Genomic DNA, 26,659 nt, shown 5'->3' on the forward strand with positions numbered 1-26,659 from the left:
TGCAAGCAAATGAACTTAGAAGGATTAACGACAGAAGCCAGAAATGAAGCGACTAAAAAGATTGACCAAGTGTCAACATTAGAAATGGTAACTTTAATAAATCAAGAAGACCAAAAGGTAGCACAAGCAATTGAAAAGGTGCTTCCGCAGATTGCTGCAGCAATTGATGCAGCGGCAGAACGATTTAAAAAAGGGGGCCGTTTAATCTATTGTGGTGCAGGAACGTCTGGACGTTTAGGTGCTTTGGATGCGATTGAATTAACGCCCACATATAGTGTGTCGCCAGAACGCGCATTTGGTATTTTAGCTGGTGGTGAAAAAGCAATGTATCAAGCAATTGAAGGCGCTGAAGACTCGAAAGAATTAGCCATCGAAGATTTAACGCAACATCAATTGACCGCCCGAGATGTTGTAATTGCGATTGCTGCTAGTGGTCGGACACCATATGCCGTTTCTGCAATTGAATACGGAAAAAAAGTGGGCGCTCTAACCATCTCCGTGACCTGTAATAATCAAAGTCCGATGAATCAATTGGCGGAAATTGGGATTGCGCCAATTGTCGGACCGGAAGTCATTACAGGGTCAACTAGAATGAAAGCGGGTTCAGCACAGAAAATGGTGTTAAATATGTTTTCAACAGGGATTATGGTTAAAGTAGGGAATATCTATCAAAATTTGATGGTCAACGTACAACCAACGAACGAAAAATTAATGCAACGTGCCACGAATATCATTAAAGAAGCAGCAGAAATCGAGGAATCGCAAGCCAAAGAATATTTGGAGGCAGCGCAGCTAGAAGTGGCACCAGCTATTGTAATGGCGAAAGCCCACGTTGATTTTCAAAAAGCCAAACAACTATTAGCAGAACATGACGGACGGATTTCAGAAGTTTTAGCATAGAAGTGGTGAACAATGAATTAAATCGCAATTCAAGAAACAATTCAGAGACTGATTAATCAGCAAGTCGTTCCGGGTGTCGCTTGGGGGACGATCACAGAAGATAGCTTATCAGAACAGTATACGGGCTTTTTAGGTAATACTGGTCCATTTGCAAGACAAAAGGTTTCATTAGCTAGCCTGTATGATTTAGCGTCCTTAACGAAAGTTATTGGGACAACAAATCGAATGTTACAATTAATCGATACAAATCAGCTTGCTTTTTCAACCACTGTGGGGGAAATCCTACCTGATTATCAAGGGCTATCTTGTTCGATTGGGGAGCTTCTACTGCATCAGAGCGGACTGCCAGCTGATGTTGCCGATAAGAAAAATGTCACAAAAAAAAGCTTGCAAGAAATCATTTTGACGCATTCGTTATCTGAACGAGGGAAAACCATTTATTCTGATTTAGGGTATTACTTATTGGGAGAAATTATTCAAGTATTGGATCGCTGCTCATTAGAAGAGAGTTTTCAAACATACGTATTTCAACCAATGAACCTACAGCATACAAGTTTTACGGTCAGCGATTTTGCCCAGGCAGTGCCCACAGAGATTACAAAACAACGCGGCGTTATTCAGGGAGTGGTCCACGATTCGAAAGCCTATCAACTAAAAGCGCCAATCGGCAGTGCAGGTTTATTTGCAACTTTACCAGATTTACTCACTTTTGTTCAGTGTTTTATGAACAATCGCTACCCGTCTGGCAAACCATTATTTTCTGAAAAAATGTTCACTGCTCTCTGGTCTATGAACCAAGGGGGACGTACATTTGGTTGGGAAGTGAAAAAGACGCAAGCAGGGGCAGACTATTTGTATCATACTGGCTTTACTGGAACGGCGATTGGTATGAAAAAAGAGACCAAAGAAGCCCTAATTTTGTTGACGAATCGGATTCATCCCACTCGTGAAGAACGTGGCTTTCTGAAAGCGCGAACAAAAATTTATCAGCAGTATTTTTAGGAGGATATGATGAAACCAAAATTAATTTTAATGAGCCATGGACGGATGGCAGAAGAAACCTTAGCTTCTACTCAAATGATTGTCGGGGAATTAGCAGATGCTGCGATTGTGTCAATGACCGCAGAAGATGGCTTGAGCGGCACGCAAGCAAAACTGGCAGCAATCTTAAAAGAAGCTGGCGATGTCCCGACGCTTGTATTAGCTGATTTAAAAGGAGGAACACCTTGTAATGTGGCTATGATGGCCATGGGTACTTATCCGCAATTGCGAGTAGTCGCCGGACTTAATTTAGCAATGGCAATTGAAGCAGCCGTGTCACCTGTGGAAAATGTGGATGAATTAGCTACATATTTAACGCAAATTGGCCAATCTGCGGTGACCACGATTGACTTACCTGAATTAACAGATGAAGAAGAATTTGAAGAATAGCAAAAAGGTGTTGTCTCAAAGACAACACCTTTTTTAAGAACCAGGGATATTCCGTGGTTCGTTTTTGGTTGTGACAAAGAAAAAGAACAGACTTAGTAAAATAACTAGGATGCCATCGTTAAACATCGGATTTACGAAGTTTAAAATAGCACTTAAGATAACTGGCACGGTAGCACAATACGTAATAATTTTTAAACAATCAATCAAACGTAAAGAATAAAAACGTAATTTTGAATAGAGAGATGCACCGATAGCGGCAATCAGTAAGTCTAAAACTAAACCGATTAGAACAGGGTAGATAGCCACTAAAAAGACAATAAGTTTTGTCCACCAGGGGATCGCTGCTTCACTTAGCGCAGTCTTGATACTCTGAGCGTTAACGCCATCTAAGGTTCCTTTACTATAGGGGAAGATAAATTGGTCGGTGCCTAGAATTGATTCAGTTGCGCCTGAATTTGGTAAGGCGACTACAAATTCATCTTGTAAAAAAGCTAAACCAAACGCATTACCAATTAAATCCTTTTGGACATCAGCGGCTGTACGCTTTCCATCTGGATCAAACGTAAAAATAATCGAGTCGGTTTGATAAATAAAGCCAGATTCTTTGGCCCTTGTTTGCAACGTGCCATTTTCAATAGAAAAGTCAGGCAACTTTTCTGCAATTTTTTGGCCATCTTGTTGCACCTCTTGTAGCACAGAAAAGACTTGTTTGGTAATAGGTAGTGCTAAAATAGCACTTAAAAAAACAGCATAGAGAATTACTTTCCAAAACGCCATTTTTTTCGCATGCCGTAATTCTGAAACTGAAAAAAAGGCCTGCTTAAATAATTGCAATGTATTCATTTATTTACTCCTCACATCGTTCTTCTACAGGTCATTCTAGCGAATTTATGAGGGAAACACAAGGTAATCTCCCTCTTTTGTAAAACTTTTCTTTTGGCAAGCAAACTATTTTGTAGAAAGCGGTTCACTCTGTTATCATAATAGTTGTATGAAAGACGTATGTTACATACTAAAAAATAGGGGGATTTAAAAAATGACTTACACATTACCAGAATTACCATATGCTTATGATGCATTAGAACCTTACATTGACGTGGAAACAATGCACTTACACCATGATAAACACCACAACACTTATGTGACTAACTTAAACGCAGCGATTGAAAAACATCCAGAATTAGGCGAAAAATCTGTAGAAGACTTAATTTCAGATATGAATGCTATTCCTGAAGATATCCGCACAGCCGTTCGTAACAATGGTGGCGGCCACGCAAACCATACATTCTTCTGGGAAATTATGGCACCAAATGCTGGTGGTCAACCAACTGGCGCTATTAAAGAAGCAATCGATGAAACATTTGGTAGCTTTGATGAAATGAAAGCTGCTTTCAAAACAGCTGCAACTGGCCGCTTTGGTTCAGGTTGGGCTTGGTTAGTTGTGAATAACGGTAAATTAGAAATCACTTCAACACCAAACCAAGATTCACCATTAATGGATGGTCAAACACCTGTTTTAGGTCTTGACGTTTGGGAACATGCGTATTACTTAAAATATAAAAACGTTCGTCCAGATTACATTGAAGCATTCTGGAACGTTGTTAACTGGGATAAAGTAAACGAACTTTTTGCAGCAGCAAAATAAGTTTGCCAATTGTGAAGGAAAGAGTCAAATGACGGCTGTCATTTGACTCTTTCCTTTTACAAATCCAGGGTCGAAATAGTTGTTCGTTTATGGCATACTAAAGTAAGTAGGGAAAGATAACGGATACATAAAGAAGGAGCTAAAAAAATGAATGTTATGATGCAAAAAGTACACGGGTCAGAAAATGATTTCTTTTTATTGGATGAAACACAGTTTGAGCGTTCTTTAACCGCTGAGGAAATTGAGCAATTGCGCATCCAGTTATGTTCGCGGGAAACAGGATTATTGGCGGGAGCAGATGGGTTACTTTTGGTAGGAGAAGGGACTCACGGCACGTCCAATGCTAGAATGCGAGTGATTAACAGCGATGGTAGTGAAGCAAGCATGTGCGGGAACGGCTTGCGTACGGTTGCCCGTTATTTAGCTGAAAAAAACCAAGAAAAATCATTTACAGTTGAAACAATGTTTGCAGATTTGAAAGTACGTCAAGCCCCCAATTTAGCTGAAGAAGTAGCGACTTACCAAGTGGAAATTTCGCCAGTAAGTTTTGAAGCAGTCACTATCCCAATGCATTTAGGGGTCCAAACATTAATTGATGAAATCGTACCAGCCTTATCTAACACCATTCGCTTTACAGCGGTAGCAGTGCCTAATCCGCACCTTGTAGCATTTGTGGATCACGAAACCTTAAATGGTCCAGAATTTGAACGAATCGCTACCTATGTAAATAATGAAAATCCATATTTTCCAGAAGGGATAAATGTGAGTTTTGTTGAAATTCTTGGCAAAAATCAACTATTTGTTCGAACGTATGAACGTGGTGTAGGTTTTACCAGTGCTTGTGGGACAGCCATGTGCGCAAGTAGTTTACTTTATACGTTATTGAAAGATGGTGTTTTTTATGAAGAAATAACCGTCAAAAATGCTGGAGGTATGGTGAAAACAGTCGTCCACGAAACGTCTGATGGCAGTTATTGGATGGAATTAATTGGGAATGCCACGATTACGCATTTGATTGAAGGATCACTGACTGATTTACTAAATGGTGCATTTGAGAAAATAACTATCACTGAAACGGATGAACAGAAACATTATCAAGAATTTCTGCAAACACTTTCTCAAAAATAACAATTGTTCCTTGATAAAGCGCTCTTTTATTTTACAATTGTGTTAAGTTCTTGTTCCAAAAAATAAAAAATATTGCTTGAATAAGCAAACTATGAGAAAATAAAGGGCATGAATTAAGAATTATTCTTAGATAAACGAGGAAGTGTCTTATGAAACTATGGAAAAAAGTAGTACTGGGCTTCTTGAGCGTCTTGCTAGTGGTAGTAGCTGGGGTATGTGCTTACGGGATTAAGATGTATTCAGATGCCAATTCAACAATTAATGGGATCTATCAATCAGTTAACCGTAAGTCCAATAAAGGAGCCACGGCCAATATTGATGCGCAAGAACCATTCTCTGTTCTTTTAATGGGGATTGACACAGGCGATTTAGGCCGAACAGAACAAGGTCGTTCAGATACTACAATGGTTGTAACCATCAACCCGAAAGAAAACAAGTCCACAATGATCAGTTTGGATAGAGATATTCTAACAGATATTGTTGGAAATGACACACAAGACAAATTGAACCATGCCTATGCATTTGGTGGCGCCGAAATGGCGATTAATACAGTCCAAGAATTACTGGATATTCCCATCCATCACTATGTATCCATCAATATGAAAGGGTTAAAAGACCTGATTGATGCGGTAGGCGGTATTGAAGTAGATAATACGATTGGTGAATTTACGTTGGACGGTATTACTGTTCCAGCAGGTAAAATCAAGTTAGATGGCACGACAGGTTTGGCTTATGCGCGGATGCGTCACGAAGATCCTGAAGGAGATGTGGGTCGTCAACGCCGCCAACGAGAAGTTGTTGAGAAAATCGTGCGCAAAGTCATGAGTTTTGATGGTGTTTCAAAATATCGAAAAATTCTTGATGCTGTTGAAGCCAACGTAAAAACAGACTTAACTTGGGATGATATGATGGACATCCAATCAAAATATTTGTCTGCCTTTAAAACAATTGACTCTGAACAATTACAAGGATACAGTGCAACTATTGATGATATTTATTATCAAGTCCTAGATCCAAATAGTTTATACAAAACACAAACAACACTTAGAAAACAACTTGGTTTAAAAGAACATGCTTCTGAACGTGAAAAAGATTTAGCCTTTTATAATCAGTTTAGCTATGCTGTTACAGATACTGCACTGATTGGTGAATCTGGTGATTCAAGTGCCAATAGCTCTACTAGTTCGAGTAGCACAGCGGACACCACAGCCGGTCAAACAGAATACAACGGCAATACGCAACAAGCAGCAGAAGGAGCCTATGATCCGAATACGTACGTTGACCCAAATACGTACACAGATCCAAACGCTTATGCTGATCCAAATACGTATGTGGATCCCAACGCACCACAATATTAATCTGTTAAACAAGCTCGAAAACTTCTATTTCTGATGGAAATAGAAGTTTTTTTCTTTTATTCTAGAAATTTTTTTCAGAAGGTGTTATAATTGGACTATACCAAAATAAACCGTAAGGAGCGTGTCAAAATGCAAATTATCCGTGTAGCAAATGCAGAAGAAGGCGGCAAAAAAGCGTTTGAATTAATTAAAGAAGGTATGAACAATGGTGCGAAAGTTTTAGGCTTAGCAACAGGTAGTACACCAGAAACATTATATAAAGAAATGACAGCAAGTGATGTCGACTTTACAGAAATGACTTCTGTAAACTTAGATGAATATGTTGGTTTAGGTGGCGAAGATGAGCAAAGTTACCGTTATTTCATGAACAAACACTTATTTGACAAAAAACCATTTAAAGAAACATTTGTACCAAATGGTAAAGCAGAAGATTTAGATGCTGCTTCCGCAGAATATGAAAAAATTATCGATGCACATCCAGTAGATATCCAAATCTTAGGTATTGGTCAAAATGGACACATTGGTTTCAACGAACCAGGCACACCTCTAGATAGCTTAACACATGTCGTTGAGTTGACTGAATCAACAATCAACGCAAATAAACGTTATTTTGACAAAGTAGAAGATGTCCCAACACGTGCTGTTTCTATGGGGATTGGCTCAATCATGAAAGGTAAAAAAATGATTTTAATGGCTTATGGCGAAGCAAAAGCAGAGGCCATTAAAGGAATGATTGACGGACCAGTAACAACAGACATGCCAGCAAGTGCATTACAAAACCATCAAGATGTTGTTGTAATCATTGATGATGCAGCTGCAAGTAAATTATAATCATTGATGAAAAAGGACTTGAAACATAAGGATTTTCTTATGTTTCAAGTCCTTTTTTTGTTATACTGGAAGTAATAGAAGAAGAGGTGAAAAGGATGTTACAGCTAACAATTCCAGAAATTATTTTACGGTTAGTCCTAGCGATGGTGATGGGTGGCGCAATTGGTTTTGAAAGACAATATAAGAATCGCCCAGCAGGGATGCGCACTCACATTTTAGTTTGTATGGGCGCGGCTATTATTGCGTTAATTCAGTCGCAAATTGCAATCAATGCATTGAAAGATGCGTTAGCTAATCCGGCTTTGACGGGGGTCATTCGTTCAGATCAAGCAAGATTGATCGCACAAGTTGTAAGTGGAATCGGCTTTTTAGGTGCTGGAACCATCATTGTAACGAAACAAAGTGTCACCGGATTGACGACAGCAGCGTCACTATGGACCGTTGCTGGTTTAGGGATTGCGGTGGGCATGGGCTACTATACGATTGCCTTAACAAGTTTTATCGGTGTATTATTTGCCTTAACCATTGTCAAACGAATTATTCACGTACCAACAATCAAAAAATTAGAAATTCGCTATCAACATAAACAAGAAACCAAAGAATTTATTAATCAGTATTTTGAAGAAAAACATATTGAAATTTATGATGTGAACTTCAATGTTTCTTGGGTGGATGATACAAAAATCTATACGAATATCTATACTATTGATTTGCCTAAAGGCCTAACGTATGCCGATGTTATCGAAGATCTATCTGTTTCAAATAATGTAACAAAATTACGATTGATTAATGTGTAGAAACATCTATTTATAATTAATGACAAGAGGTCGGGACAGAACCGTTTAGCTCCGAGAAATAAGAAGGAATTTCCGAAAATTGCTCTTTAATTTTTGGAGAATTTCGGCTTATTTCCGAAGGAGTTGGTTCTGTTCCCGCCGTTTATCAGTTTTGAGCGTGGAACAAAAATCCAAAGTGATTTTTGTCCCACGCTCTTTTCTTCTAGGACCTAGGACTGATTTTTTAAGTTTAATATTTCAAAAAGATTACAAAAGAGTTATGATTGTATTACGAGTTAGAAAGAAAGGTGATAAGTAAGATGAATAAAAAAAATAAATTTCTTAGTATTATTGTTGTTGTCGTTGTGATTATTAGTGCATTTGTGATGAAAGCTTATAATCAATTGATTACTTTAGATAATAGAGTCGAAGCAGAATGGTCACAAGTAGAGAATGTAATGCAAAGACGTGCTGATTTAATTCCGAATCTTGTCAGTAGTGTTCAAGGCAGTATGACTCAAGAAAAAGAAGTTTTAAAAGAAATAACGGAAGCACGTAAAGCATACGCAGGAGCAAAATCTTCTTCTGAAAAAGGGCAAGCAAATGAGCAAATTGAAAAAGGATTAGGTAATTTTGTTACAGTATTGAATGAAAATTACCCAAAGTTAGCTTCTTCTGAAAATGTCAAAACCTTAATGACTCAATTAGAAGGATCTGAAAATCGAATTTCTGTTGAACGCCGTAACTATATACAAGCTGTTGAAACATATAACCAACAGATTTCAAAATTCCCTGATAAAATAATTGCAAAACTTTTAGGATTTGAGAAGAAAACTAACTATGTTGCGACAGAGCAGGGAAAAGAAGTGCCACAAGTAAAATTTAAATAAAAATTTATAGAAAATTTGGGTTAAAAAGAAAGAAGTGAGGAAGGTTGGATAAAAAAGTCGAAAAAATTCAAGAAAAAGTTCGTTTGTTTTATAAAAAGCATCAGCGGAATACAACGATTGTTGTGGTAATTAGTTTAAGTATGATTTTAATATTAGGAATGGCTGCTTGGTATGAAGGAAAGGGAATCTCTTATGAAGCAAAACAAACTGCACTGAGAGAGAAGCAACATGCCTTACAAAAAAAGAGAGACGATATCTTAGCAGGGAAAATGACTGAAGCGTCAACCCAGACAACAATAAATAACTTTTCTAAACAAGAAATAACTGGTGAAAATGAATTAGTGACAATTACTGGAACGAATGGGCAGTTGAACATTAATGATGCTAATATCTATGTTTCAGATAATGCAGGTATTGTCTCAAATCAACTTAAACAGAAAATGTTTCAATTGAATCAACAATTGTTGGAAAATGCGAATGGCGCACAATTTATGCTTATTACCGTTCCTGCGTTACCTAGTGGGGAATCTGTTGAATCTTACAGCAATAAGATTGCTAATCAATTAGGTGTAGGGGATCGTGAAAAAAATAATGGTGTGGTTTTTCTAATGGCAATTGAGGATCGCGAGTCTCGCTTGGAAGTTGGATATGGCTTAGAGAGTATTTTAACGGATAGCTATGCGGATGATATTATTAATAATGAAGAAGTAAAAGAGGCTTTTAGAGACGAGGATTATAATACAGGTCTCAATAAAATTATTGATCAAGTATCGGCTGCAATCAATTCAAAAACCGCACAAGTGGATAATGAATTAACAAATATACAAACAGAGTTAAACACTAACACAACGAAAAGAAATGTTCTTTTAATGGTAAGTATTGCTGGGATGCTCATTTGTGCTGTTTATATTTTACAAATTTTAAGAACAAGAAAACTTGTTAAAAAAATGTATCAAGATTATTTGAATTGTTTACCAACAAAGGCTGTCCTAAATAATTCAGAACAGACAAAGGAAGTATTAAATAAGATGAAAAAGACTTCTTTTTATTGTTTATATCTTAATGGAGCAACGTTATTTGCCACAAAAGGGAAAATAAGACGTGCCACTAAGCGTGGTTCTTTACTAAGTATATATCCAAATGCAAAAAAACAATCTTTTGGGCGTTTATTAGTAGGAGATACTTTATATAGTTATGATGGTAGTGTTTTGACGTATGCTTATTTAAACTCACAATACAATCCGTCTAATCATAGTAGTTCTGGTAGCGGCAGTGGTGGTTCATTCGGTGGCGGCTCATTCGGCGGTGGCGGTGCCTCAGGAAGTTGGTAAAATAAAAAGCTAGAAACGTTAATCGTTTCTAGCTTTTTGCTATTTATCTAAACCGTAAAGATAGTCATCATCTTTCATGGCTTCAACTGTTCCTAGTAAATAGCCATTTCCTACTTGAGAGAAGAAGTCATGGTTGCTAGTTCCTGTCGAAATACCATTCATTACAATCGGGTTCACATCATTGGCTGTATCCGCAAATAAGGGATCCATACCTAAGTTCATTAAAGCTTTGTTGGCGTTGTAACGTAAAAAGGTTTTTACTTCTTCGGTCCAACCTAAGTCATCATATAATTCTTCTGTATAACGTTCTTCGTTTTCGTACAATTCGTAAAGTAAATTATACATCCAGTCTTTTAGTTTATCTTGCTCATCTTCTGGTAATTCATTAAATCCTAATTGGAATTTATAGCCAATATACGTGCCGTGCACTGATTCATCACGGATAATCAATTTAATAATTTCAGCGACGTTCGCTAGTTTATTGTTTCCTAAATAGTAAAGGGGAGTGTAGAACCCAGAATAGAATAAAAACGTTTCTAAAAATACACTAGCAATTTTTTTCTCTAACGGAGTGCCGTTTTTATAAATTTCGTTAATCCGTTCTGCTTTATATTGCAGATGTTTGTTGGTATTTGTCCACTCAAAAATATCATCAATCTCTTTTTTTGTATTTAATGTACTGAAGATAGAAGAATAACTTTTGGCATGGACAGATTCCATGAATTGGATGTTATTTAAGACGGCTTCTTCATGGGGCGTCCGCACATCATTTCTCAGTTGATCCATGCCGCTTTCTGATTGAACAGTATCTAATAAAGTTAAACCGCCGAAAACGTAGCCGACAGTAGTTTTTTCTAAATCGGAAAGAGTCCGCCAATCATCTAAGTCATTGGATAACGGAATCCGTGTATCTAACCAAAATTGTTCGGTTAATTTTTCCCAAGTGGATTTATCAATGACGTCTTCAATGGCGTTCCAGTTAATTGCTTCATAATACGTTGCCATGGTTATTCCTCCTGTATGCTGGGACAGCAGTCTGTTTGACTAGTTGTCTCGTTTCTTCGCTTAAAACGTTCTACAGAGTCCAAATAGGAGCGTGCAGCCGTTCTTCTTTGTCCAGTATATCTGAAAATGTCCTGTTTAAAAAGAGAACATTCCTAAAAAATAAGACGCTCAAGCAGAACGCCTTATTTAAGTGCTTTTCATTAAATCACGCAAGACTCACATTGATTGCTGCCAATTTCTTCAGCATCATCTGTAAATGTACGAATATAGTAAATTGATTTAATCCCTTTGTTGAACGCATAATGACGTAAAATGTTCAAGTCACGGGTTGTTTGTTTTGGTGTTTCTTTCCATTCATACAAGCCTTCAGGAATTTCTGAACGCATAAACAAGGTTAAACTCATTCCTTGATCAACGTGTTGTTGCGCTGTTGCGTAGACATCAATCACTTTGCGCATATCCATGTCGTAAGCAGAAGTATAGTAAGGAATTGTATCATTCGCTAAATAAGGCGCTGGATAGTAAATCTTACCAATTTTCTTCTCTTGACGTTCTTCAATCATGCGAGTAATTGGATGAATGCTGGCACTAGTATCATTAATATATGAAATTGAACCATTTGGCGCTACGGCTAAACGATTTTGATGATAAAGACCATCTTTTTTCACAGCATCACGTAACGCAGCCCAATCTTCAGCCGTTGGAATCTGAATGTCTTTGAAAATTTCTTTCACTTTATCAAATTTTGGTGTAAAGTTGCCTTCAATATATTTATCGAAGTAAGCACCAGAAGCATAATCTGATTTTTCAAAATTGTGGAAGACTTGGTTACGTTCTTTCGCAATTTGGTTACTTTCCATTAAAGTCCAGTAATTTAATAACATGAAATAAATGTCTGTAAAGTCTAATGATTCTTCAGAGCCGTATTCCATATGATTTTTAGCGAAGAAGGTGTGTAAGCCCATTGCGCCTAGTCCGATTGTATGGCTTAAACGATTTCCATTTTGGATAGTTGGCACGACATCAATTTCAGAAGCATCTGTTACAAAAGTTAACGCACGCGTCATAGCGCGGACAGATTTTCCAAAGTCAGGACTTTCCATTAAATTAACAATGTTAGTTGAACCTAAGTTACAACTAATATCTGTTCCTAAAACTTCATATTCTTGTTTCCCATTAATAACAGAAGGCGTTTGAACTTGAAGAATTTCAGAACATAAGTTACTCATGATAATCTTGCCATCAATCGGATTGTTTTTGTTAGCTGTATCAATATTGATGATATAAGGATAGCCAGATTCTTGTTGTAATTTAGAAATTTCATTTTCTAAGTCACGGGCTTTAATTTTACGTTTACGTATGTTTGGATTGGCCACTAGGTTATCATATTCTTTGGTGATATCTACATAGGAATAAGGCACACCATATTCACGTTCCACACTATAAGGACTAAATAAATACATATCTTCGTTGTTACGTGTTAATTCGTAAAATTTATCTGGAACAATAACACCAAGAGACAACGTTTTTACACGGATTTTTTCATCAGCGTTTTCTTTTTTAGCAGATAAGAACATTTCAATATCTGGATGGAAGACGTTTAGATAAACCACACCAGCACCTTGACGTTGACCTAGTTGGTTAGAGTAGCTAAAGCTATCTTCAAATAATTTCATAACAGGGACAACACCACTTGCTGCGCCATCATAACCTTTGATTGGTGCGCCCGCTTCACGTAAGTTTGAAAGAGTAATCCCTACGCCACCGCCGATTCGTGATAATTGAAGGGCAGAATTAATTGAACGCCCAATGCTATTCATATCATCTGTTACTTGAACTAAGAAACAAGAAACCAATTCACCTCGACGTTTACGCCCAGCGTTTAAGAAAGAAGGTGTGGCTGGTTGATACCGTTGATGGATCATTTCATCCGCCAATGTTAAAGCCAACTCTTCATCGCCATCCGCAAAATACAAGGCATTAAAGGCAACCCGATCTTCATATGTTTCTAAATACTCTGTTCCGGCGTTGTTCTTTAAAGCGTATTGAGAATAAAATTTATAAGCCGCCATGAAAGACTTGAATTGGAAATGTTGTTCATCTAAGAAAGCATATAATTTTTCAATAAAGTCCATTGAATATTTTTCGATGAATTCAGTTTCAATAAAATCTTCTTTCATTAAAAAGTTGATTTTTTCTTCAGCAGAGCTGAATTTACGTGTATTCGGTTCTACATTTTCTTTAAAGAAGGCTGCGAGTGCTTCTTTATCTTTATTTAAAGGGATTTGACCATCAACAGGACGGTTAATCTCGTTATTCAGTTTGAAATAGCTGACATCTTTAATTTCTTTTAGACTCAATTTCTTCCACTACTTTCTTAAAGGTCTCCACGTCTTCGTCTGTTCCGCTAAACTCAAAGGAGTATAGAAGCGGAACGTGATAATCGCGGGCAATATCTTTAGCGGTATAGACAAATAATTCAGCAAAATTACGGTTGCCCCCACCAGCTACACCAACTAACAGTTCTTGGTTACTTTTATAATCAAGAAAGTCATTCACTACCTCTGTAATTTCTGCATCATAGGTAGGAATGACAAGAATAAAAGGCTCATTTATTTCAAAAAAAGGATTCGCTGGCTCAAGTTCATAAGCAGGCAAATCCAATTTTTTAATAAAGCGCCTTGTTTGACCGGTGACTGAAAAATAAACAAGTTTCATCTTAGCTAGCCAATTGTTTTAATTGGTCTGGACGGAAGCCAACAACGGTTGTTGCTTCAGATGTGATTACCGGTACGCTTTGGAACCCTTGTTCTTTTAACCAGTCGATAGCATCTGGTTGTGCGTCGATATTGATTTCTTCAAAAGCGATGTTATTTTCACTTAGGAAACGTTTCGCCATTTTACATTGGATACAGTTATTTTTTGAAAAGATTTTTACGTTCATTGAAAGTTCCTCCTCTTTTTTTCTACATAGACTAGTATAAATCTATGTAGAAAAAAGTCAACACTTTAACACTATATATTGTGGTGCGTTTTTCTCATAATACTAGTTTTTGTGTTTTTGAAAGAAAAATGAAAACACGTGAATCCTCGTTTTTGGGAGAAAAAACACATTGGTCAGTGTTTGACAAACAAAAAAATTAAAATTTTGAAAGAGAACATTTAGTGAAAAAACACTAAATATTGTGTTGACATTTGAGTTAGGCACAAGAAGAAAAAATAAGCGGATTTGTTATTGAATGAGTGGAATTTTACAGTAGCTAGTAACATAAAAAACAAGAGCTGACTTTTTTTCAAAAATGGTAACCTGAAAAAAGTGTCTCTATATAGAAGGAAAATAGAAGAAAACAGGAGATACATCCAGAAATTCATTGACTTTCCGTGTAAGCAAGCGTATTCTTTTAATTGAGAACGATTCTCATTTTCGTTTGAAACTTTTTCACATGGAGGGAAGTAAATGATTACGTTAGCGCAGGCAGAAGTTGGGAAAGTCTATACAGTCGAAAGCGTCCAAGCAGATGTTCAGACAAAGAAACATCTGAACAATTTAGGTGTCGTTGCAGGCCAAGCAGTTGTCCTTGTCAATTATCAGAATCAAAATGGTATTGTTTTATTACATAATAGTCGAATTGCGCTGACAGATACGATTTTACAAGCGATTCATGTGGAGGAGCGCTCGGCGAATGAGAAAGTTTGGGTCTCCTTGGATACCTTGAAAGTTGGAGAACGCGCTACAATAGTAGGGATCCACGGACAAGGAGCGGTGAAACGTCGGTTGATGGACATGGGCTTAACAAAAGGAACAGTAATTTTTATTCGCAAAGTAGCTCCTTTAGCTGATCCAATTGAAATCAATGTACGTGGCTACGAACTAACGTTACGAAAAAGTGAAGCGGAACTAATCTTGGTTGAGAAGGAGGAAAGCGAATGACTCAGCAAATTGCACTAGCTGGTAACCCTAATAGCGGTAAAACGACAACGTTCAATATGTTAACAGGAGCCAACCAATATGTTGGAAACTGGCCAGGGGTGACTGTGGAACGCAAAGAGGGGGTGGCAAAGAAAGATAAGACACTCATTATTCAAGATTTGCCAGGGATTTACTCTCTTTCTCCTTATACGCCTGAAGAAATTGTGGCACGAGATTATCTTTTGGAGGACCAACCTTCAGTGATTTTGAATATTCTCGATGTGACCAATTTGGAACGGAATCTTTATTTAACAACACAATTAATTGAAACCGGATTACCGGTTGTTTGTGCGTTAAATATGATGGATTTGTTGGAAAAAAACGGCCAAACATTGAATAGTGAAAAGTTAAGTTATGGCTTAGGCGTGCCTGTCGTTGAGATTAGTGCTTTGAAGAATCGTGGGTTGGATCATGCTTTAAAACAAAGTAAGCAGCGAGCGAATGCCATAGAGACAGAGGTTATTTATCCTTCTTATGATAATCGCTTAGAAGCAGCACTTGCTGAAATTGTTGATATTTTAGGGAATACTGTTCCTGAAACGCAACAGCGTTGGTATAGTTTAAAACTTTTTGAACGAGATGTTCGAACCAAAGAGCAATTATTATTGAGTTCTTTTCAAGAAAAAGAAATTGAAGAAGTCATTCAAATTACTGAAAAAATCTTTCAAGATGAAAGTGAAGCGATTATCATCAATGAACGCTATGCCTTTATTGCTCGATTAATTGCTTTGTGTGCGACGAAAAAAACAGAAATGACATTTACTCACAGTGATAAGATTGACCGAGTGGTAACCAATCGGTGGTTGGCGTTGCCAATCTTTGCGTTTGTGATGTGGTTGGTCTATTACTTGTCTATTCAAACGGTTGGTACAATGGGGACAGACTGGTTAAATGATGTCTTTTTTGGGGAATGGGTTCCTCAATTTGTAGGAAATTGGTTGGCGCAATGGCAAGTAGCGCCATGGATGCAAAGTTTAATTTTAGATGGGATCATTGCAGGTGTTGGGGCTGTGTTAGGCTTTTTACCACAACTGGCCGTCCTGTTTTTATGTTTAGGTTTTTTAGAAGATTGTGGCTATATGGCAAGGATTGCCTTTGTCATGGATCGCTTGTTTCGGAAATTCGGCCTATCTGGTAAGTCATTTATTCCGATGTTAATTGCGACAGGTTGTGGGGTCCCAGGCGTGATGGCTAGTCGAACGATTGAAAACGAACGCGATCGGCGAATGACTATTATGGTCACGACTTTTATGCCGTGTTCGGCGAAGTTGCCAATTATCGCTCTGATTGCAGGTGCATTTTTTCCTAACCAAAGTTGGGTTTCGCCCTCTGCTTATTTCTTAGGGGTTGCTTCCATTGTGTTATCAGGGATTGCTTTAAAAAAGACCAAGCATTTTTCGGGAGATCCAGCACCATTTATTATGGAACTTCCCGCCTATCATTTGCCACAGCTTAGAAGTGTGGTTCGACATGCCTATGAACGATGTCGCTCATTTGTAAAAAAAGCAGGAACGATTATTTTTGTTTCCAGTATTCTCATTTGGTTCATGTCACATTATTCTGTGACGTTTCAACCCGTTCCAGAAAGTCAAAGTATTCTAGCATTTCTAGGTAAAGGGTTGGCGGTGCTATTTATCCCATTAGGCTGGGGAAATTGGCAAGGGGCAGTTGCCACAATTACAGGATTGATAGCGAAAGAAAATATTATTGGTACCTTAGGCATTTTATTTGGCAATGTGAAAGATGTTTCTGAAAACGGGGTAGAAGTCTGGGGCGCATTGCAACACACCTTTACGCCAGTCGCGGCCTATTCCTTCTTAACTTTTAACTTATTATGTGCACCTTGTTTTGCTGCAATTGGCGCAATTCGTCGTGAAATGGGAGACCTTAAATGGACATTAGGAGCCATTGGTTATCAATGCGGTTTGGCTTATATGGTTAGTTTTGTGATTTATCAATTGGGCCATGTGTTAGTCGAAAAAGGTACACTAACTCTGGGGACTTTTTTAGCGATGGGCGTTGTTTTAGCTGGATTTTACTTCCTTATAAGAAAACCAAAGCCAGGCAAAGAAAGTGTCCAAGCAATCACTTCTTTAGAAAGAGGGTAATAACGGATGGCAACAATTATTTTATCCATTTTAATTTTTGGAACAGCAGGAATCATCACCTATCGACGAATCAAAAAAGGGCGAAGTTGTGAAGATTGTCAAACAGCTTGTCCTGTAAAAAAAGAACAATCTTCACAAGAATAACAACTGAAAAAAATTCCCTCTTGTATAAATAATAGCGGAGTGCTACAATATTGAGGTAGCTGAAAAGCCATTTTATACAACGGGGGCATAGCTCAGTTGGTTAGAGCATCTGACTCTTAACCAAATGCTCTGCTTGTGAAAAAAGCTTTATAAAACTTTATAAATAGGTTTTTAGTTTGTGAATTTTTTTATTGCCAACATACTGGCAACAAATTGCCAACGAAAAAAATTCTAAAAACAAGAAACGATACCACGAAGATATTGTTTTTTTGTTTTTTATTCTTTAAACCCAAATGCGTTTTCTAATGCTTCTGCTGCACGCTCTTTTACTCCTGCAGTTAAATGTGTATATAAATTAGCAGTTGTCGAATACGATGCATGTCCCAGCCATTCTTGAATGGATTTCATATTCTGTCCACTATCTAACATTATTGAAGCATTAGAATGACGCAAGTCATGAAAGCGAATTTTTTTCAATCCATTTTTCTTAATCAACTTACTCAAGCGATGTGTTACATATTGAGGCTTCATCAACCGTCCATCTTCCATAGTAAATACGTACTCACTATCTTTTAAAATATAATCCTCTCCTAAAAGAATACGATTATCTTGTTGCCATTTAGCTTGATTTACTAATGCTCGTTCAATCGTTTCAACCAAAGGCAACGTACGATAGCTGGAAGAGTTCTTTGTTTGATCTTTCTTTATTAACTGGGACATATTCTCTGGATTTTCTATGATTACATGGTTTATCATGATTTTTTTGTTTAAAAAATCAATAGCAGACCATTTTAATCCTAAAACTTCACTTCTTCGCAATCCATAAAATGCTGTTAAAAGAACTACCAAATAGAGCTTTTCTTCTGACAAAATATCAAGTAATTTCAAGATCTCGTGTTGATTATAAACTTGAGAAACAAATTGTTTCTTTTTTGGCTTTCTTACTTTATCTGCTACATTTGTACTTATCAATTCTGTAATAACAGCCTCTTGAAGAGCTTTGCGTATAAATGCGTGATAATGAATGACCGTATTAGCTGTACAGTCATCATTTAACATATATTGGTAAAAATCTTGTAAATGATAAGGCTTTAACCTATTTAGTTTAATTTTTTTAGGATAGAAAAACTTGTAAATTCGATTATGGACATAATGCTTATACCCAACATATGTGTTAAATGCTACTTGTTTTTTTGATACTTCTAAATAATTAAGCAAATAGTCATAAAACAATAAATCTGGATTAGCACATTCACATTCCATAGCTAATTGACTTTCCAATTCTAGTAAAAATTCATCTCTAATTTTTTCTGCTCGTTTTTTATTTCCTTTCTTTTTTAATTTTGTATCTTTCCACTTTTGTCTAATTTTTCCGTTAGAGTCTTTATAAGATACAATTACTTGTAATGTTCCTCTTTTCTCAATTATGTTTGCTCTTAATTTCAATTCAATCTCTCCTCTTAAACTGAAATATCGGCAAAAATTTTGACTATTCTATTATAGCATGATTTTTACCTTCATCTTGTATTTTTAATATATACTCAATGACAGCTTTTTTAGGTATTTTGTACCTTGCTCCAATTTTTATATTTTCTATTGATTTATCTTTCAGCAAATTATAAGCTTTATTTTTTCCAATATTTAACATTTTAGTTAAATCAGTAATTTTCAATATCGAGGGATAACTTTCAAATATTTTTTCATAATCTTGAAAATCCATAAAATTCACTCCTACATTCTGATAATAAGTATTGCACTTTTTTATTTTAGGTGTTAGAATAACAAAGTATTAATTTGGGCTGTTAGCTCAGTTGGTAGAGCAGATGACTCTTAATCATCGGGTCGCGGGTTCGAGCCCCTCACAGCCCATTGGGTGCCAAACCCTTAAATACAGTGTAAACGTTGGTGCTTAGCATTTAGAAAACGTATATACTGTATTTTTTTGTTTTAAAAAAAGACTGTAGTACCCCGCTTTTTTACTAAAAGCCCACTGTAGTCATTGATATTTTTGATAAGAAAGGAACATAATTATGAGTAATGAAATTGCTAATATAACAATAATCCGAGAAACTTTACAAAACTATACTGCAAATGAAATCTCTAAACATACAGGATTAAATTTGAGTACTATAAAAAACTAAAAAGTGGAGAACGTTTAATAGAAAAACTAAATTTACATGATGCTATTTGTCTCACTGAATTTGGTTTTAAAAATAATAGAAAAAGTGTTGAAATCAACATATGGAAGTAATTCTTAATCAGCTGCTTTTGTCAAAAGCACATAGGAATTTCACCTCTCTCCAAGTTTACGGAGAGCCTTACGGAAGTATCATTATCCCAAATTCAAATCATCGCTTTTTATTGACTATAAAAATTATTTTAGAATGTTTATCGCTCCTTCTTTACGATAAGAAATCGTGGCACAACTAAAATATGCTCCTTGGAGTGTTAATGTACTGATAGAATGTATTTAATTTTCAATGATCAATAGGTTTTCTACATAAAAGAATTTACTAATCTTTTAAATATTAGAAGATTATTTTAAACAGAAAAAGTGGAAAGGGGCTTTTTTTAGTTAGTTAATTTTAAATTTTAAGATAGCTTCTATCAATTTAATTTCTAGCTGTCTTAGCATATACTCATCTACATAGGTAATAAATTGCTCCGCCTCATTAAATCCATTTGTCAAACATAACTTAACTATATAACTATGATAATGTTTGAGTATCATCTTGATCGAAATTGGATCTTCTTCTAGAGCAGATTGAATAACGGATAGCGGAACTAATGGATACTGCCGTTTTTTTTTGTTGTCTACCATAGGTCATACTCCGTTTTTAATTGTTCAACTGCCTTTTTTCGTTGATACCAGATACCACTTGTACTCATGTTGAGAATTTTACCGATTTCAGTATTATTAAAACCTGCAAAATAATAAAGTAGGATGACCTTTCTTCTTATCTCTGATAAATGATCAATGGCTGTTGATAACTTTTGATCTGAAATTAATATTTCCATTCCAAACAAGAAATAGACATCTTGTTCATCAAAATGAGTTTGAGAGTACTTGCCTTCAGTTGAATCTGTCAATGGTTCCTCATTATACTTTATGTTAGTGTTTCGTTTTCGAATAGACGTAATTTCGTTTCGTAATACTTTTTTGCAGTAGGCATCAAATTGGTGTTGTATAGATTTCTCATTATAATTTTGTTGCATGATAATATGCTCCTTTTTCCCCTTTCCACTAATACAACAATCAGAGAGCCCTTTTTTTTCGAAAAAACTAGAAAAAAACAAAAGACACGTAGTTTTTATCTACGTGTCTTCCATTTTTTTCAGAACAACTGCAAAGAAAAGAAATACATATTATACAAAACAAAAAAATATTCTAATTTTTTTCATATAGAAATAACTCCTATTTTAAAATTATAAATCGTAACGAATGCGATTTATCCAATGTAATTTTACATACTTTATTTTATTTGTCAACAAAAAATGAACGATCATAATAACGTTTTCCAAACTTATTTCGCTAGATACTATTTTAATTATTCTTCACTATGACATCATAATAAAGTTTTAATCAGAAAATTTAGACGATATGAAACGGAATAATCAATTAAAAGCTAAATATGCTTTGAGAAAAAATAATTTGTTTTTAGCGGAAGACATATAGATAAAAACTATGTGTCTTTTATTTTTCTAGCTTTTTCGAAAAAAAAGGGCTCTCTGATTGTTGTATTAGTGGAAAGGGGAAAAAGGAGCATATTATCATGCAACAAAATTATAATGAGAAATCTATACAACACCAATTTGATGCCTACTGCAAAAAAGTATTACGAAACGAAATTACGTCTATTCGAAAACGAAACACTAGAATAAAAGAAAATGAGGAACTATTGAACGTCTCAAATGAAGCTAAGTACCCTTACTCATTTTGATGAACAAGATATCTATTTCTTGTTTGGAATGGAGATATTAATTTCAAATAAAAAGTTATCAATAGCCAAACCAGTTATTGGACATAAAAAATTTTTTATTTTGCAAGTTTAATGATACTGAAATCGATAAAATTCTCAATATAAGTATGAATGGATTTAATGAAGTGGTCAATTTATTACCTATGTAGAAGAGTATACATTGAGGGAGTTATAAATTTTCAGAATCTATATTGAAATTTAAAGTTAAATAATTAAAAAGTCCCCTTTCAATTATTTTGGTAGAAAATTTATAGATCATTGAAAATTAAATACATTCTAGCAGTACGTTAACACTTCAAGGAGCATATTTTAGTTACGCCATGATCTCTTATCGTAAAGAAGGAGCGATAAATATTCTAAAATAATTTTTATAGTCAATAAAAAGTGATGATGTGAAGTTGGGATAATGATACTTCCGTAAGGCTCGCCGTAAACTTGGGGAGAGGTGAAATTCCTATGTGCTTTTGACAAAAGCAGCTGCTTAAGAATTAGTTTTAAGAGTAAATTAAGTAAGACAAAAAGCATCATGTAAGTTTAGTTTTTAAGCACTTAATTTTGTATATTTAGAGATTTCATTTGTAGTATATTTTTTAGTTTCTTGAATTTTATTATATTAACTATTTCATTACTCATAATCATGTTCTTTTTTTTAAATCTAAATGATTATAGTTTAGTAAAAAAGAGAGGATGGAGTCCCTTTTGAGAATATAAAATACGGTATATACGTTTTTTATGCTAAGCACCAATGTTTACTCTGTATTTAATAAACTAACATAAGAGACTATAACCTTTGACCCGATAATTATGATTATAGTTATTAGTATAAATCTTTAAGTAATAGAAAAGATGTGTTGAATGAAGTATACATTCTGTAATTAACAATGAATCATCAGTCATTGGATAGGAGGCTTTATTTTAAAAGTGTTAAACGATTCATCTTTAAGGTGTAGACAAGAATAAGTAAAAATAAAAAGCTAACTATCTCTCGAAATTAAATATTCTACAGAATGTTGTTTAGAAAAAAGGACTAGTAACAAAAGCTACCTACATTAGGTAGCTTAAAAGAGTGAAAAGAATATATGTTAAATTACTAATTTTATAGCATAAAGTAAAATATTTGTCAAAAAAAAGGGGGAGGGGAGAAGGATGTATTGTGCACGTGATCCATGCAGAAAGAATCATTGCCTATAAAATAAAAAAATTTACGAGGAGAATGATTCTTGAAGCAACAAATGAAAGCAAAAAAACAATATAAGACATATAAAGCTAAGAATCACTGGGTAACTGTCCCTATTCTTTTTCTAAGTGTGTTAGGAGCCGTAGGATTAGCTACTGATAATGTACAAGCCGCGGAATTAGATACGCAACCAGAAACAACGACGGTTCAACCCAATAACCCCGACCTGCAGTCAGAAAAGGAAACACCTAAAACGGCAGTATCTGAAGAAGCAACAGTACAAAAAGACACTACTTCTCAACCGACCAAAGTAGAAGAAGTAGCGCCAGAAAATAAAGGTACTGAACAAAGTTCAGCTACCCCAAATGATACCACAAACGCGCAACAACCAACAGTAGGAGCTGAAAAATCAGCACAAGAACAACCAGTAGTAAGCCCTGAAACAACCAATGAACCTCTAGGGCAGCCAACAGAAGTTGCACCAGCTGAAAATGAAGTGAATAAATCAACGTCCATTCCTAAAGAATTTGAAACACCAGACGTTGATAAAGCAGTTGATGAAGTAAAAAAAGATCCAAACATTACCGTTGTTGAAAAACCAGCAGAAGACTTAGGCAACGTTTCTTCTAAAGATTTAGCTGCAAAAGAAAAAGAAGTAGACCAACTACAAAAAGAACAAGCGAAAAAGATTGCCCAACAAGCAGCTGAATTAAAAGCCAAAAATGAAAAAATTGCCAAAGAAAATGCAGAAATTGCGGCAAAAAACAAAGCAGAAAAAGAGCGTTATGAAAAAGAAGTCGCTGAATACAACAAGCATAAGAACGAAAACAGCTATGTCAATGAAGCGATTAGTAAAAACCTAGTGTTCGATCAATCTGTCGTGACGAAAGACACTAAAATTTCGTCGATTAAAGGCGGAAAATTTATCAAAGCAACTGATTTTAATAAAGTAAATGCAGGGGATTCAAAAGATATCTTTACAAAATTACGGAAAGATATGGGCGGGAAAGTTACTGGCAACTTCCAGAATTCCTTTGTAAAAGAGGCAAATCTTGGGTCTAATGGTGGGTATGCGGTTCTTTTAGAAAAAAATAAACCAGTGACAGTGACCTATACAGGACTAAACGCTAGTTATTTAGGACGTAAAATTACAAAAGCAGAATTTGTTTATGAACTACAATCCTCACCAAGCCAAAGTGGAACGTTAAATGCAGTATTTTCAAACGATCCGATTATCACGGCTTTTATTGGTACAAACAGAGTCAATGGTAAGGATGTTAAAACACGCTTAACGATTAAGTTCTTTGATGCGTCAGGTAAAGAAGTACTACCAGATAAAGATAGTCCATTTGCGTATGCGCTGTCTTCTTTAAATTCAAGTTTAACGAATAAAGGTAGCCATGCGGAATTTGTTTCTGATTTTGGGGCGAACAATGCGTTCAAATACATTAATGGTTCGTATGTGAAAAAACAAGCGGATGGAAAATTTTACTCACCGGAAGATATTGACTATGGCACAGGACCTTCTGGATTGAAAAATAGTGATTGGGACGCTGTAGGTCACAAGAATGCCTACTTTGGTTCAGGTGTAGGTCTAGCCAATGGGCGTATTTCCTTTTCTTTTGGTATGACAACAAAAGGAAAAAGTAATGTGCCTGTATCTAGTGCGCAATGGTTTGCCTTTAGTACTAACTTAAATGCGCAATCAGTGAAGCCTATTTTCAATTATGGGAATCCAAAAGAACCAGAAAAAGCAACGATTGAATTCAATCGATACAAAGCCAATGTCGTTCCTGTACTTGTGCCAAATAAAGAAGTCACTGATGGCCAGAAAAATGTCAATGATTTAAATGTGAAGCGTGGCGATTCTTTACAATACATTGTGACAGGGGATACGACAGAACTTGCCAAAGTAGATCCAAAAACAGTAACCAAACAAGGGATTCGAGATACCTTTGATGCAGAAAAAGTGACGATTGATTTATCCAAAGTGAAAGTTTATCAAGCAGACGCAAGTCTAAACGAGAAAGACTCAAAAGCTGTTGCTGCAGCAATTAATTCAGGAAGAGCTAAAGACGTGACTGCTTCTTATGATCTTCATTTAGATCAAAACACCGTCACAGCAATGATGAAAACCAACGCAGACGGTTCCATTGTTTTAGCAATGGGGTATAAATATTTACTTGTCTTGCCGTTTGTAGTGAAAAATGTGGAAGGCGATTTTGAAAATACAGCTGTTCAGCTGACAAACGATGGTGAAACGGTAACAAATACAGTGATTAACCATGTGCCAGGTAGTAATCCTTCCAAAGATGTAAAAGCAGATAAAAACGGTACAGTTGGCAGTGTTTCGCTACATGACAAAGATATTCCGTTACAGACAAAAATTTATTATGAAGTGAAATCTTCCGAACGTCCAGCTAACTATGGCGGAATTACCAAAGAATGGGGCATGAATGATGTCTTGGACACGACCCATGATCGTTTCACAGGGAAATGGCACGCTATTACGAATTATGACCTTAAAGTAGGGGATAAAACGTTAAAAGCAGGAACAGATATTTCTGCCTACATTCTTTTAGAAAACAAAGACAATAAAGACTTAACGTTTACGATGAATCAAGCACTATTGGCCGCCTTAAATGAAGGAAGCAATAAAGTAGGCAAACAAGCTTGGTCTGTGTATCTGGAAGTCGAACGGATTAAAACAGGTGACGTAGAAAACACGCAAACAGAAAACTACAACAAAGAGCTGATGCGTTCTAATACCGTGGTGACGCATACGCCTGATGATCCAAAACCAACCAAAGCCGTTCATAACAAGAAAGGGGAAGATATTAACCATGGAAAAGTTGCTCGTGGTGATGTTCTTTCTTATGAAATGACCTGGGACTTAAAAGGGTACGATAAAGACTTTGCCTTTGATACAGTCGATCTTGCGACAGGCGTTTCTTTCTTCGATGATTACGATGAAACGAAGGTGACACCAATCAAAGACTTACTTCGTGTCAAAGATTCTAAAGGGGTAGACATTACGAACCAGTTCACGATCTCATGGGACGATGCCAAAGGCACGGTGACAATCTCTGCCAAAGACCCACAAGCCTTTATTCTAGCGCATGGTGGGCAAGAATTGCGTGTAACGCTCCCTACAAAAGTCAAAGCCGATGTTTCTGGGGATATTTATAATTCAGCGGAACAAAATACATTTGGCCAACGAATTAAAACCAATACCGTTGTCAACCATATTCCAAAAGTGAACCCTAAAAAAGACGTGGTTATTAAAGTCGGTGACAAACAAAGCCAAAATGGCGCCACAATCAAATTAGGGGAGAAATTCTTCTATGAATTCACAAGTAGTGACATTCCTGCAGAATACGCTGGTGTTGTGGAAGAATGGTCGATTAGCGATAAACTAGACGTCAAACATGACAAATTTAGTGGCCAATGGTCTGTGTTTGCCAATTCTAATTTTGTTTTAGCAGACGGAACCAAAGTGAATAAAGGGGACGACATTTCGAAACTATTCACGATGACCTTTGAACAAGGGGTAGTGAAAATCACGGCCAGTCAAGCCTTTTTGGATGCGATGAATCTAAAAGAAAACAAAAACGTTGCGCACTCATGGAAAGCGTTCATTGGTGTAGAACGAATTGCGGCAGGAGACGTTTACAACACGATTGAAGAATCTTTCAATAATGAAACGATCAAGACTAATACGGTAGTGACGCATACGCCAGAAAAACCACAAACACCACCAGAAAAAACAGTGATCGTGCCACCAACACCAAAAACACCACAAGCACCAGTAGAGCCATTAGTGGTAGAAAAGGCAAGTGTAGAGCCAGAATTGCCACAAACAGGCGAAAAACAAAATGTCTTATTAACGGTAGCTGGAAGTTTAGCTGCAATGCTTGGCTTAGCAGGCTTAGGCTTTAAACGTAGAAAAGAAACAAAATAATTGAAGACGAAAAGAAGGACGAAC

The 26,659-nt window shown here is 36.2% G+C and carries 23 protein-coding genes, 1 tRNA gene and 2 pseudogenes; 17 read left to right on the forward strand and 9 right to left on the reverse strand.

Annotated features, from left to right (window positions below; all coding sequences use genetic code 11):
• Positions 1-9 precede the first annotated feature (9 nt).
• From murQ to IGM13_RS01725, 3 genes are read left to right on the forward strand one after another with little or no spacing between them, the layout of a single operon-like run.
• Positions 10-900, forward strand: a complete 891-nt coding sequence (gene murQ / locus IGM13_RS01715; RefSeq protein ID WP_002361198.1) for an N-acetylmuramic acid 6-phosphate etherase — start codon at positions 10-12, stop codon at positions 898-900.
• A 21-nt stretch (positions 901-921) separates the two neighbouring features.
• Positions 922-1,902, forward strand: coding sequence for a serine hydrolase domain-containing protein (locus IGM13_RS01720; protein ID WP_239660318.1), 981 nt, complete (start codon positions 922-924; stop codon positions 1,900-1,902).
• Between the two features lie 9 nt (positions 1,903-1,911).
• A complete protein-coding gene (locus IGM13_RS01725) occupies positions 1,912-2,331 on the forward strand; it encodes a PTS sugar transporter subunit IIA (protein ID WP_025188631.1) in 420 nt (139 codons plus the stop codon).
• A 33-nt stretch (positions 2,332-2,364) separates the two neighbouring features.
• Here the strand turns inward: IGM13_RS01725 and IGM13_RS01730 are convergent, their stop codons facing one another.
• Entirely contained in the window at positions 2,365-3,174 is an 810-nt protein-coding gene (locus IGM13_RS01730; protein ID WP_002383704.1) for a DUF1189 domain-containing protein, read from the reverse strand.
• Between the two features lie 193 nt (positions 3,175-3,367).
• Here IGM13_RS01730 and IGM13_RS01735 point away from each other — a divergent pair, with 193 nt between their 5' ends.
• The 7 genes from IGM13_RS01735 (at position 3,368) to IGM13_RS01765 (ending at position 10,290) form a co-directional block, all read left to right on the forward strand.
• On the forward strand, positions 3,368-3,976 hold the full coding sequence (locus IGM13_RS01735; protein WP_002361201.1) for a superoxide dismutase: 609 nt from the start codon (positions 3,368-3,370) through the stop codon (positions 3,974-3,976).
• A gap of 147 nt (positions 3,977-4,123) precedes the next feature.
• Complete coding sequence (gene dapF, locus IGM13_RS01740; protein WP_002419210.1) at positions 4,124-5,104, forward strand: diaminopimelate epimerase; 981 nt, start codon at positions 4,124-4,126, stop codon at positions 5,102-5,104.
• 149 nt (positions 5,105-5,253) lie between these two features.
• Positions 5,254-6,462, forward strand: a complete 1,209-nt coding sequence (locus tag IGM13_RS01745) for an LCP family protein (protein WP_002383706.1) — start codon at positions 5,254-5,256, stop codon at positions 6,460-6,462.
• 129 nt (positions 6,463-6,591) lie between these two features.
• Positions 6,592-7,293, forward strand: coding sequence for a glucosamine-6-phosphate deaminase (gene nagB, locus IGM13_RS01750; RefSeq protein ID WP_002355352.1), 702 nt, complete (start codon positions 6,592-6,594; stop codon positions 7,291-7,293).
• 95 nt (positions 7,294-7,388) lie between these two features.
• A complete protein-coding gene (locus IGM13_RS01755; protein WP_002355354.1) occupies positions 7,389-8,090 on the forward strand; it encodes an MgtC/SapB family protein in 702 nt (233 codons plus the stop codon).
• A gap of 299 nt (positions 8,091-8,389) precedes the next feature.
• Positions 8,390-8,959: a LemA family protein gene (locus tag IGM13_RS01760; protein ID WP_002419209.1), complete on the forward strand. Its 570-nt coding sequence runs from the start codon at positions 8,390-8,392 to the stop codon at positions 8,957-8,959.
• A 44-nt stretch (positions 8,960-9,003) separates the two neighbouring features.
• Positions 9,004-10,290 carry a TPM domain-containing protein gene (locus tag IGM13_RS01765; protein WP_002419208.1) on the forward strand — a complete coding sequence of 429 codons (1,287 nt, stop codon included), beginning with the start codon at positions 9,004-9,006 and terminating at the stop codon, positions 10,288-10,290.
• Positions 10,291-10,329: 39 nt separating this feature from the next.
• Here the strand turns inward: IGM13_RS01765 and nrdF are convergent, their stop codons facing one another.
• The 4 genes from nrdF to IGM13_RS01785 all read right to left on the reverse strand — a co-directional run bounded on the left by nrdF (position 10,330) and on the right by IGM13_RS01785 (position 14,239).
• Positions 10,330-11,295: a class 1b ribonucleoside-diphosphate reductase subunit beta gene (gene nrdF / locus IGM13_RS01770; RefSeq protein ID WP_002355357.1), complete on the reverse strand. Its 966-nt coding sequence runs from the start codon at positions 11,293-11,295 to the stop codon at positions 10,330-10,332.
• Between the two features lie 200 nt (positions 11,296-11,495).
• Positions 11,496-13,655, reverse strand: a complete 2,160-nt coding sequence (nrdE, locus tag IGM13_RS01775; protein ID WP_002355358.1) for a class 1b ribonucleoside-diphosphate reductase subunit alpha — start codon at positions 13,653-13,655, stop codon at positions 11,496-11,498.
• Positions 13,636-14,013, reverse strand: a complete 378-nt coding sequence (gene nrdI, locus IGM13_RS01780) for a class Ib ribonucleoside-diphosphate reductase assembly flavoprotein NrdI (RefSeq protein ID WP_002355359.1) — start codon at positions 14,011-14,013, stop codon at positions 13,636-13,638. The genes nrdE and nrdI overlap by 20 nt, the downstream gene beginning before the upstream one ends.
• A gap of 1 nt (position 14,014) precedes the next feature.
• On the reverse strand, positions 14,015-14,239 hold the full coding sequence (locus tag IGM13_RS01785) for a redoxin NrdH (RefSeq protein WP_002355360.1): 225 nt from the start codon (positions 14,237-14,239) through the stop codon (positions 14,015-14,017).
• A gap of 513 nt (positions 14,240-14,752) precedes the next feature.
• On the opposite strand from IGM13_RS01785, the gene IGM13_RS01790 reads away from it, so the two are divergent.
• The 3 genes from IGM13_RS01790 to IGM13_RS01800 are packed head-to-tail and all read left to right on the forward strand — an operon-like array spanning position 14,753 to position 17,517.
• Positions 14,753-15,226, forward strand: coding sequence for a ferrous iron transport protein A (locus IGM13_RS01790; RefSeq protein WP_002355361.1), 474 nt, complete (start codon positions 14,753-14,755; stop codon positions 15,224-15,226).
• Entirely contained in the window at positions 15,223-17,373 is a 2,151-nt protein-coding gene (feoB, locus tag IGM13_RS01795; protein WP_002355363.1) for a ferrous iron transport protein B, read from the forward strand. The genes IGM13_RS01790 and feoB overlap by 4 nt, the downstream gene beginning before the upstream one ends.
• 6 nt (positions 17,374-17,379) lie before the next feature.
• Positions 17,380-17,517, forward strand: coding sequence for a hypothetical protein (locus tag IGM13_RS01800; protein WP_002383714.1), 138 nt, complete (start codon positions 17,380-17,382; stop codon positions 17,515-17,517).
• Positions 17,518-17,793: 276 nt separating this feature from the next.
• Here the strand turns inward: IGM13_RS01800 and IGM13_RS01805 are convergent, their stop codons facing one another.
• Complete coding sequence (locus tag IGM13_RS01805) at positions 17,794-18,963, reverse strand: tyrosine-type recombinase/integrase (RefSeq protein ID WP_002358446.1); 1,170 nt, start codon at positions 18,961-18,963, stop codon at positions 17,794-17,796.
• Positions 18,964-19,006: 43 nt separating this feature from the next.
• Complete coding sequence (locus IGM13_RS01810; protein ID WP_002355366.1) at positions 19,007-19,237, reverse strand: helix-turn-helix domain-containing protein; 231 nt, start codon at positions 19,235-19,237, stop codon at positions 19,007-19,009.
• Between the two features lie 76 nt (positions 19,238-19,313).
• Here IGM13_RS01810 and IGM13_RS01815 point away from each other — a divergent pair.
• Together IGM13_RS01815 and IGM13_RS01820 are read left to right on the forward strand one after the other, a co-directional pair.
• Positions 19,314-19,386: transfer RNA gene (locus IGM13_RS01815), tRNA-Lys, on the forward strand.
• 161 nt (positions 19,387-19,547) lie between these two features.
• Positions 19,548-19,768, forward strand: a pseudogene (locus tag IGM13_RS01820) (hypothetical protein).
• A 324-nt stretch (positions 19,769-20,092) separates the two neighbouring features.
• Here the strand turns inward: IGM13_RS01820 and IGM13_RS01825 are convergent.
• Together IGM13_RS01825 and IGM13_RS01830 are read right to left on the reverse strand one after the other, a co-directional pair.
• A complete protein-coding gene (locus tag IGM13_RS01825; protein ID WP_002358448.1) occupies positions 20,093-20,338 on the reverse strand; it encodes a helix-turn-helix domain-containing protein in 246 nt (81 codons plus the stop codon).
• On the reverse strand, positions 20,332-20,733 hold the full coding sequence (locus IGM13_RS01830; RefSeq protein WP_002358449.1) for an RNA polymerase sigma factor: 402 nt from the start codon (positions 20,731-20,733) through the stop codon (positions 20,332-20,334). The genes IGM13_RS01825 and IGM13_RS01830 overlap by 7 nt, the downstream gene beginning before the upstream one ends.
• A 557-nt stretch (positions 20,734-21,290) precedes the next feature.
• On the opposite strand from IGM13_RS01830, the pseudogene IGM13_RS01835 reads away from it, so the two are divergent.
• Both IGM13_RS01835 and IGM13_RS01840 read left to right on the forward strand, forming a co-directional pair.
• A pseudogene (locus IGM13_RS01835) lies at positions 21,291-21,646 on the forward strand (RNA polymerase sigma factor).
• Between the two features lie 1,083 nt (positions 21,647-22,729).
• Positions 22,730-26,635, forward strand: a complete 3,906-nt coding sequence (locus tag IGM13_RS01840) for an LPXTG-anchored aggregation substance (RefSeq protein ID WP_370684042.1) — start codon at positions 22,730-22,732, stop codon at positions 26,633-26,635.
• Positions 26,636-26,659 lie beyond the last annotated feature (24 nt).

The organism is Enterococcus sp. DIV0561, assembly GCF_050539875.1.
Classification (GTDB): domain Bacteria; phylum Bacillota; class Bacilli; order Lactobacillales; family Enterococcaceae; genus Enterococcus; species Enterococcus faecalis.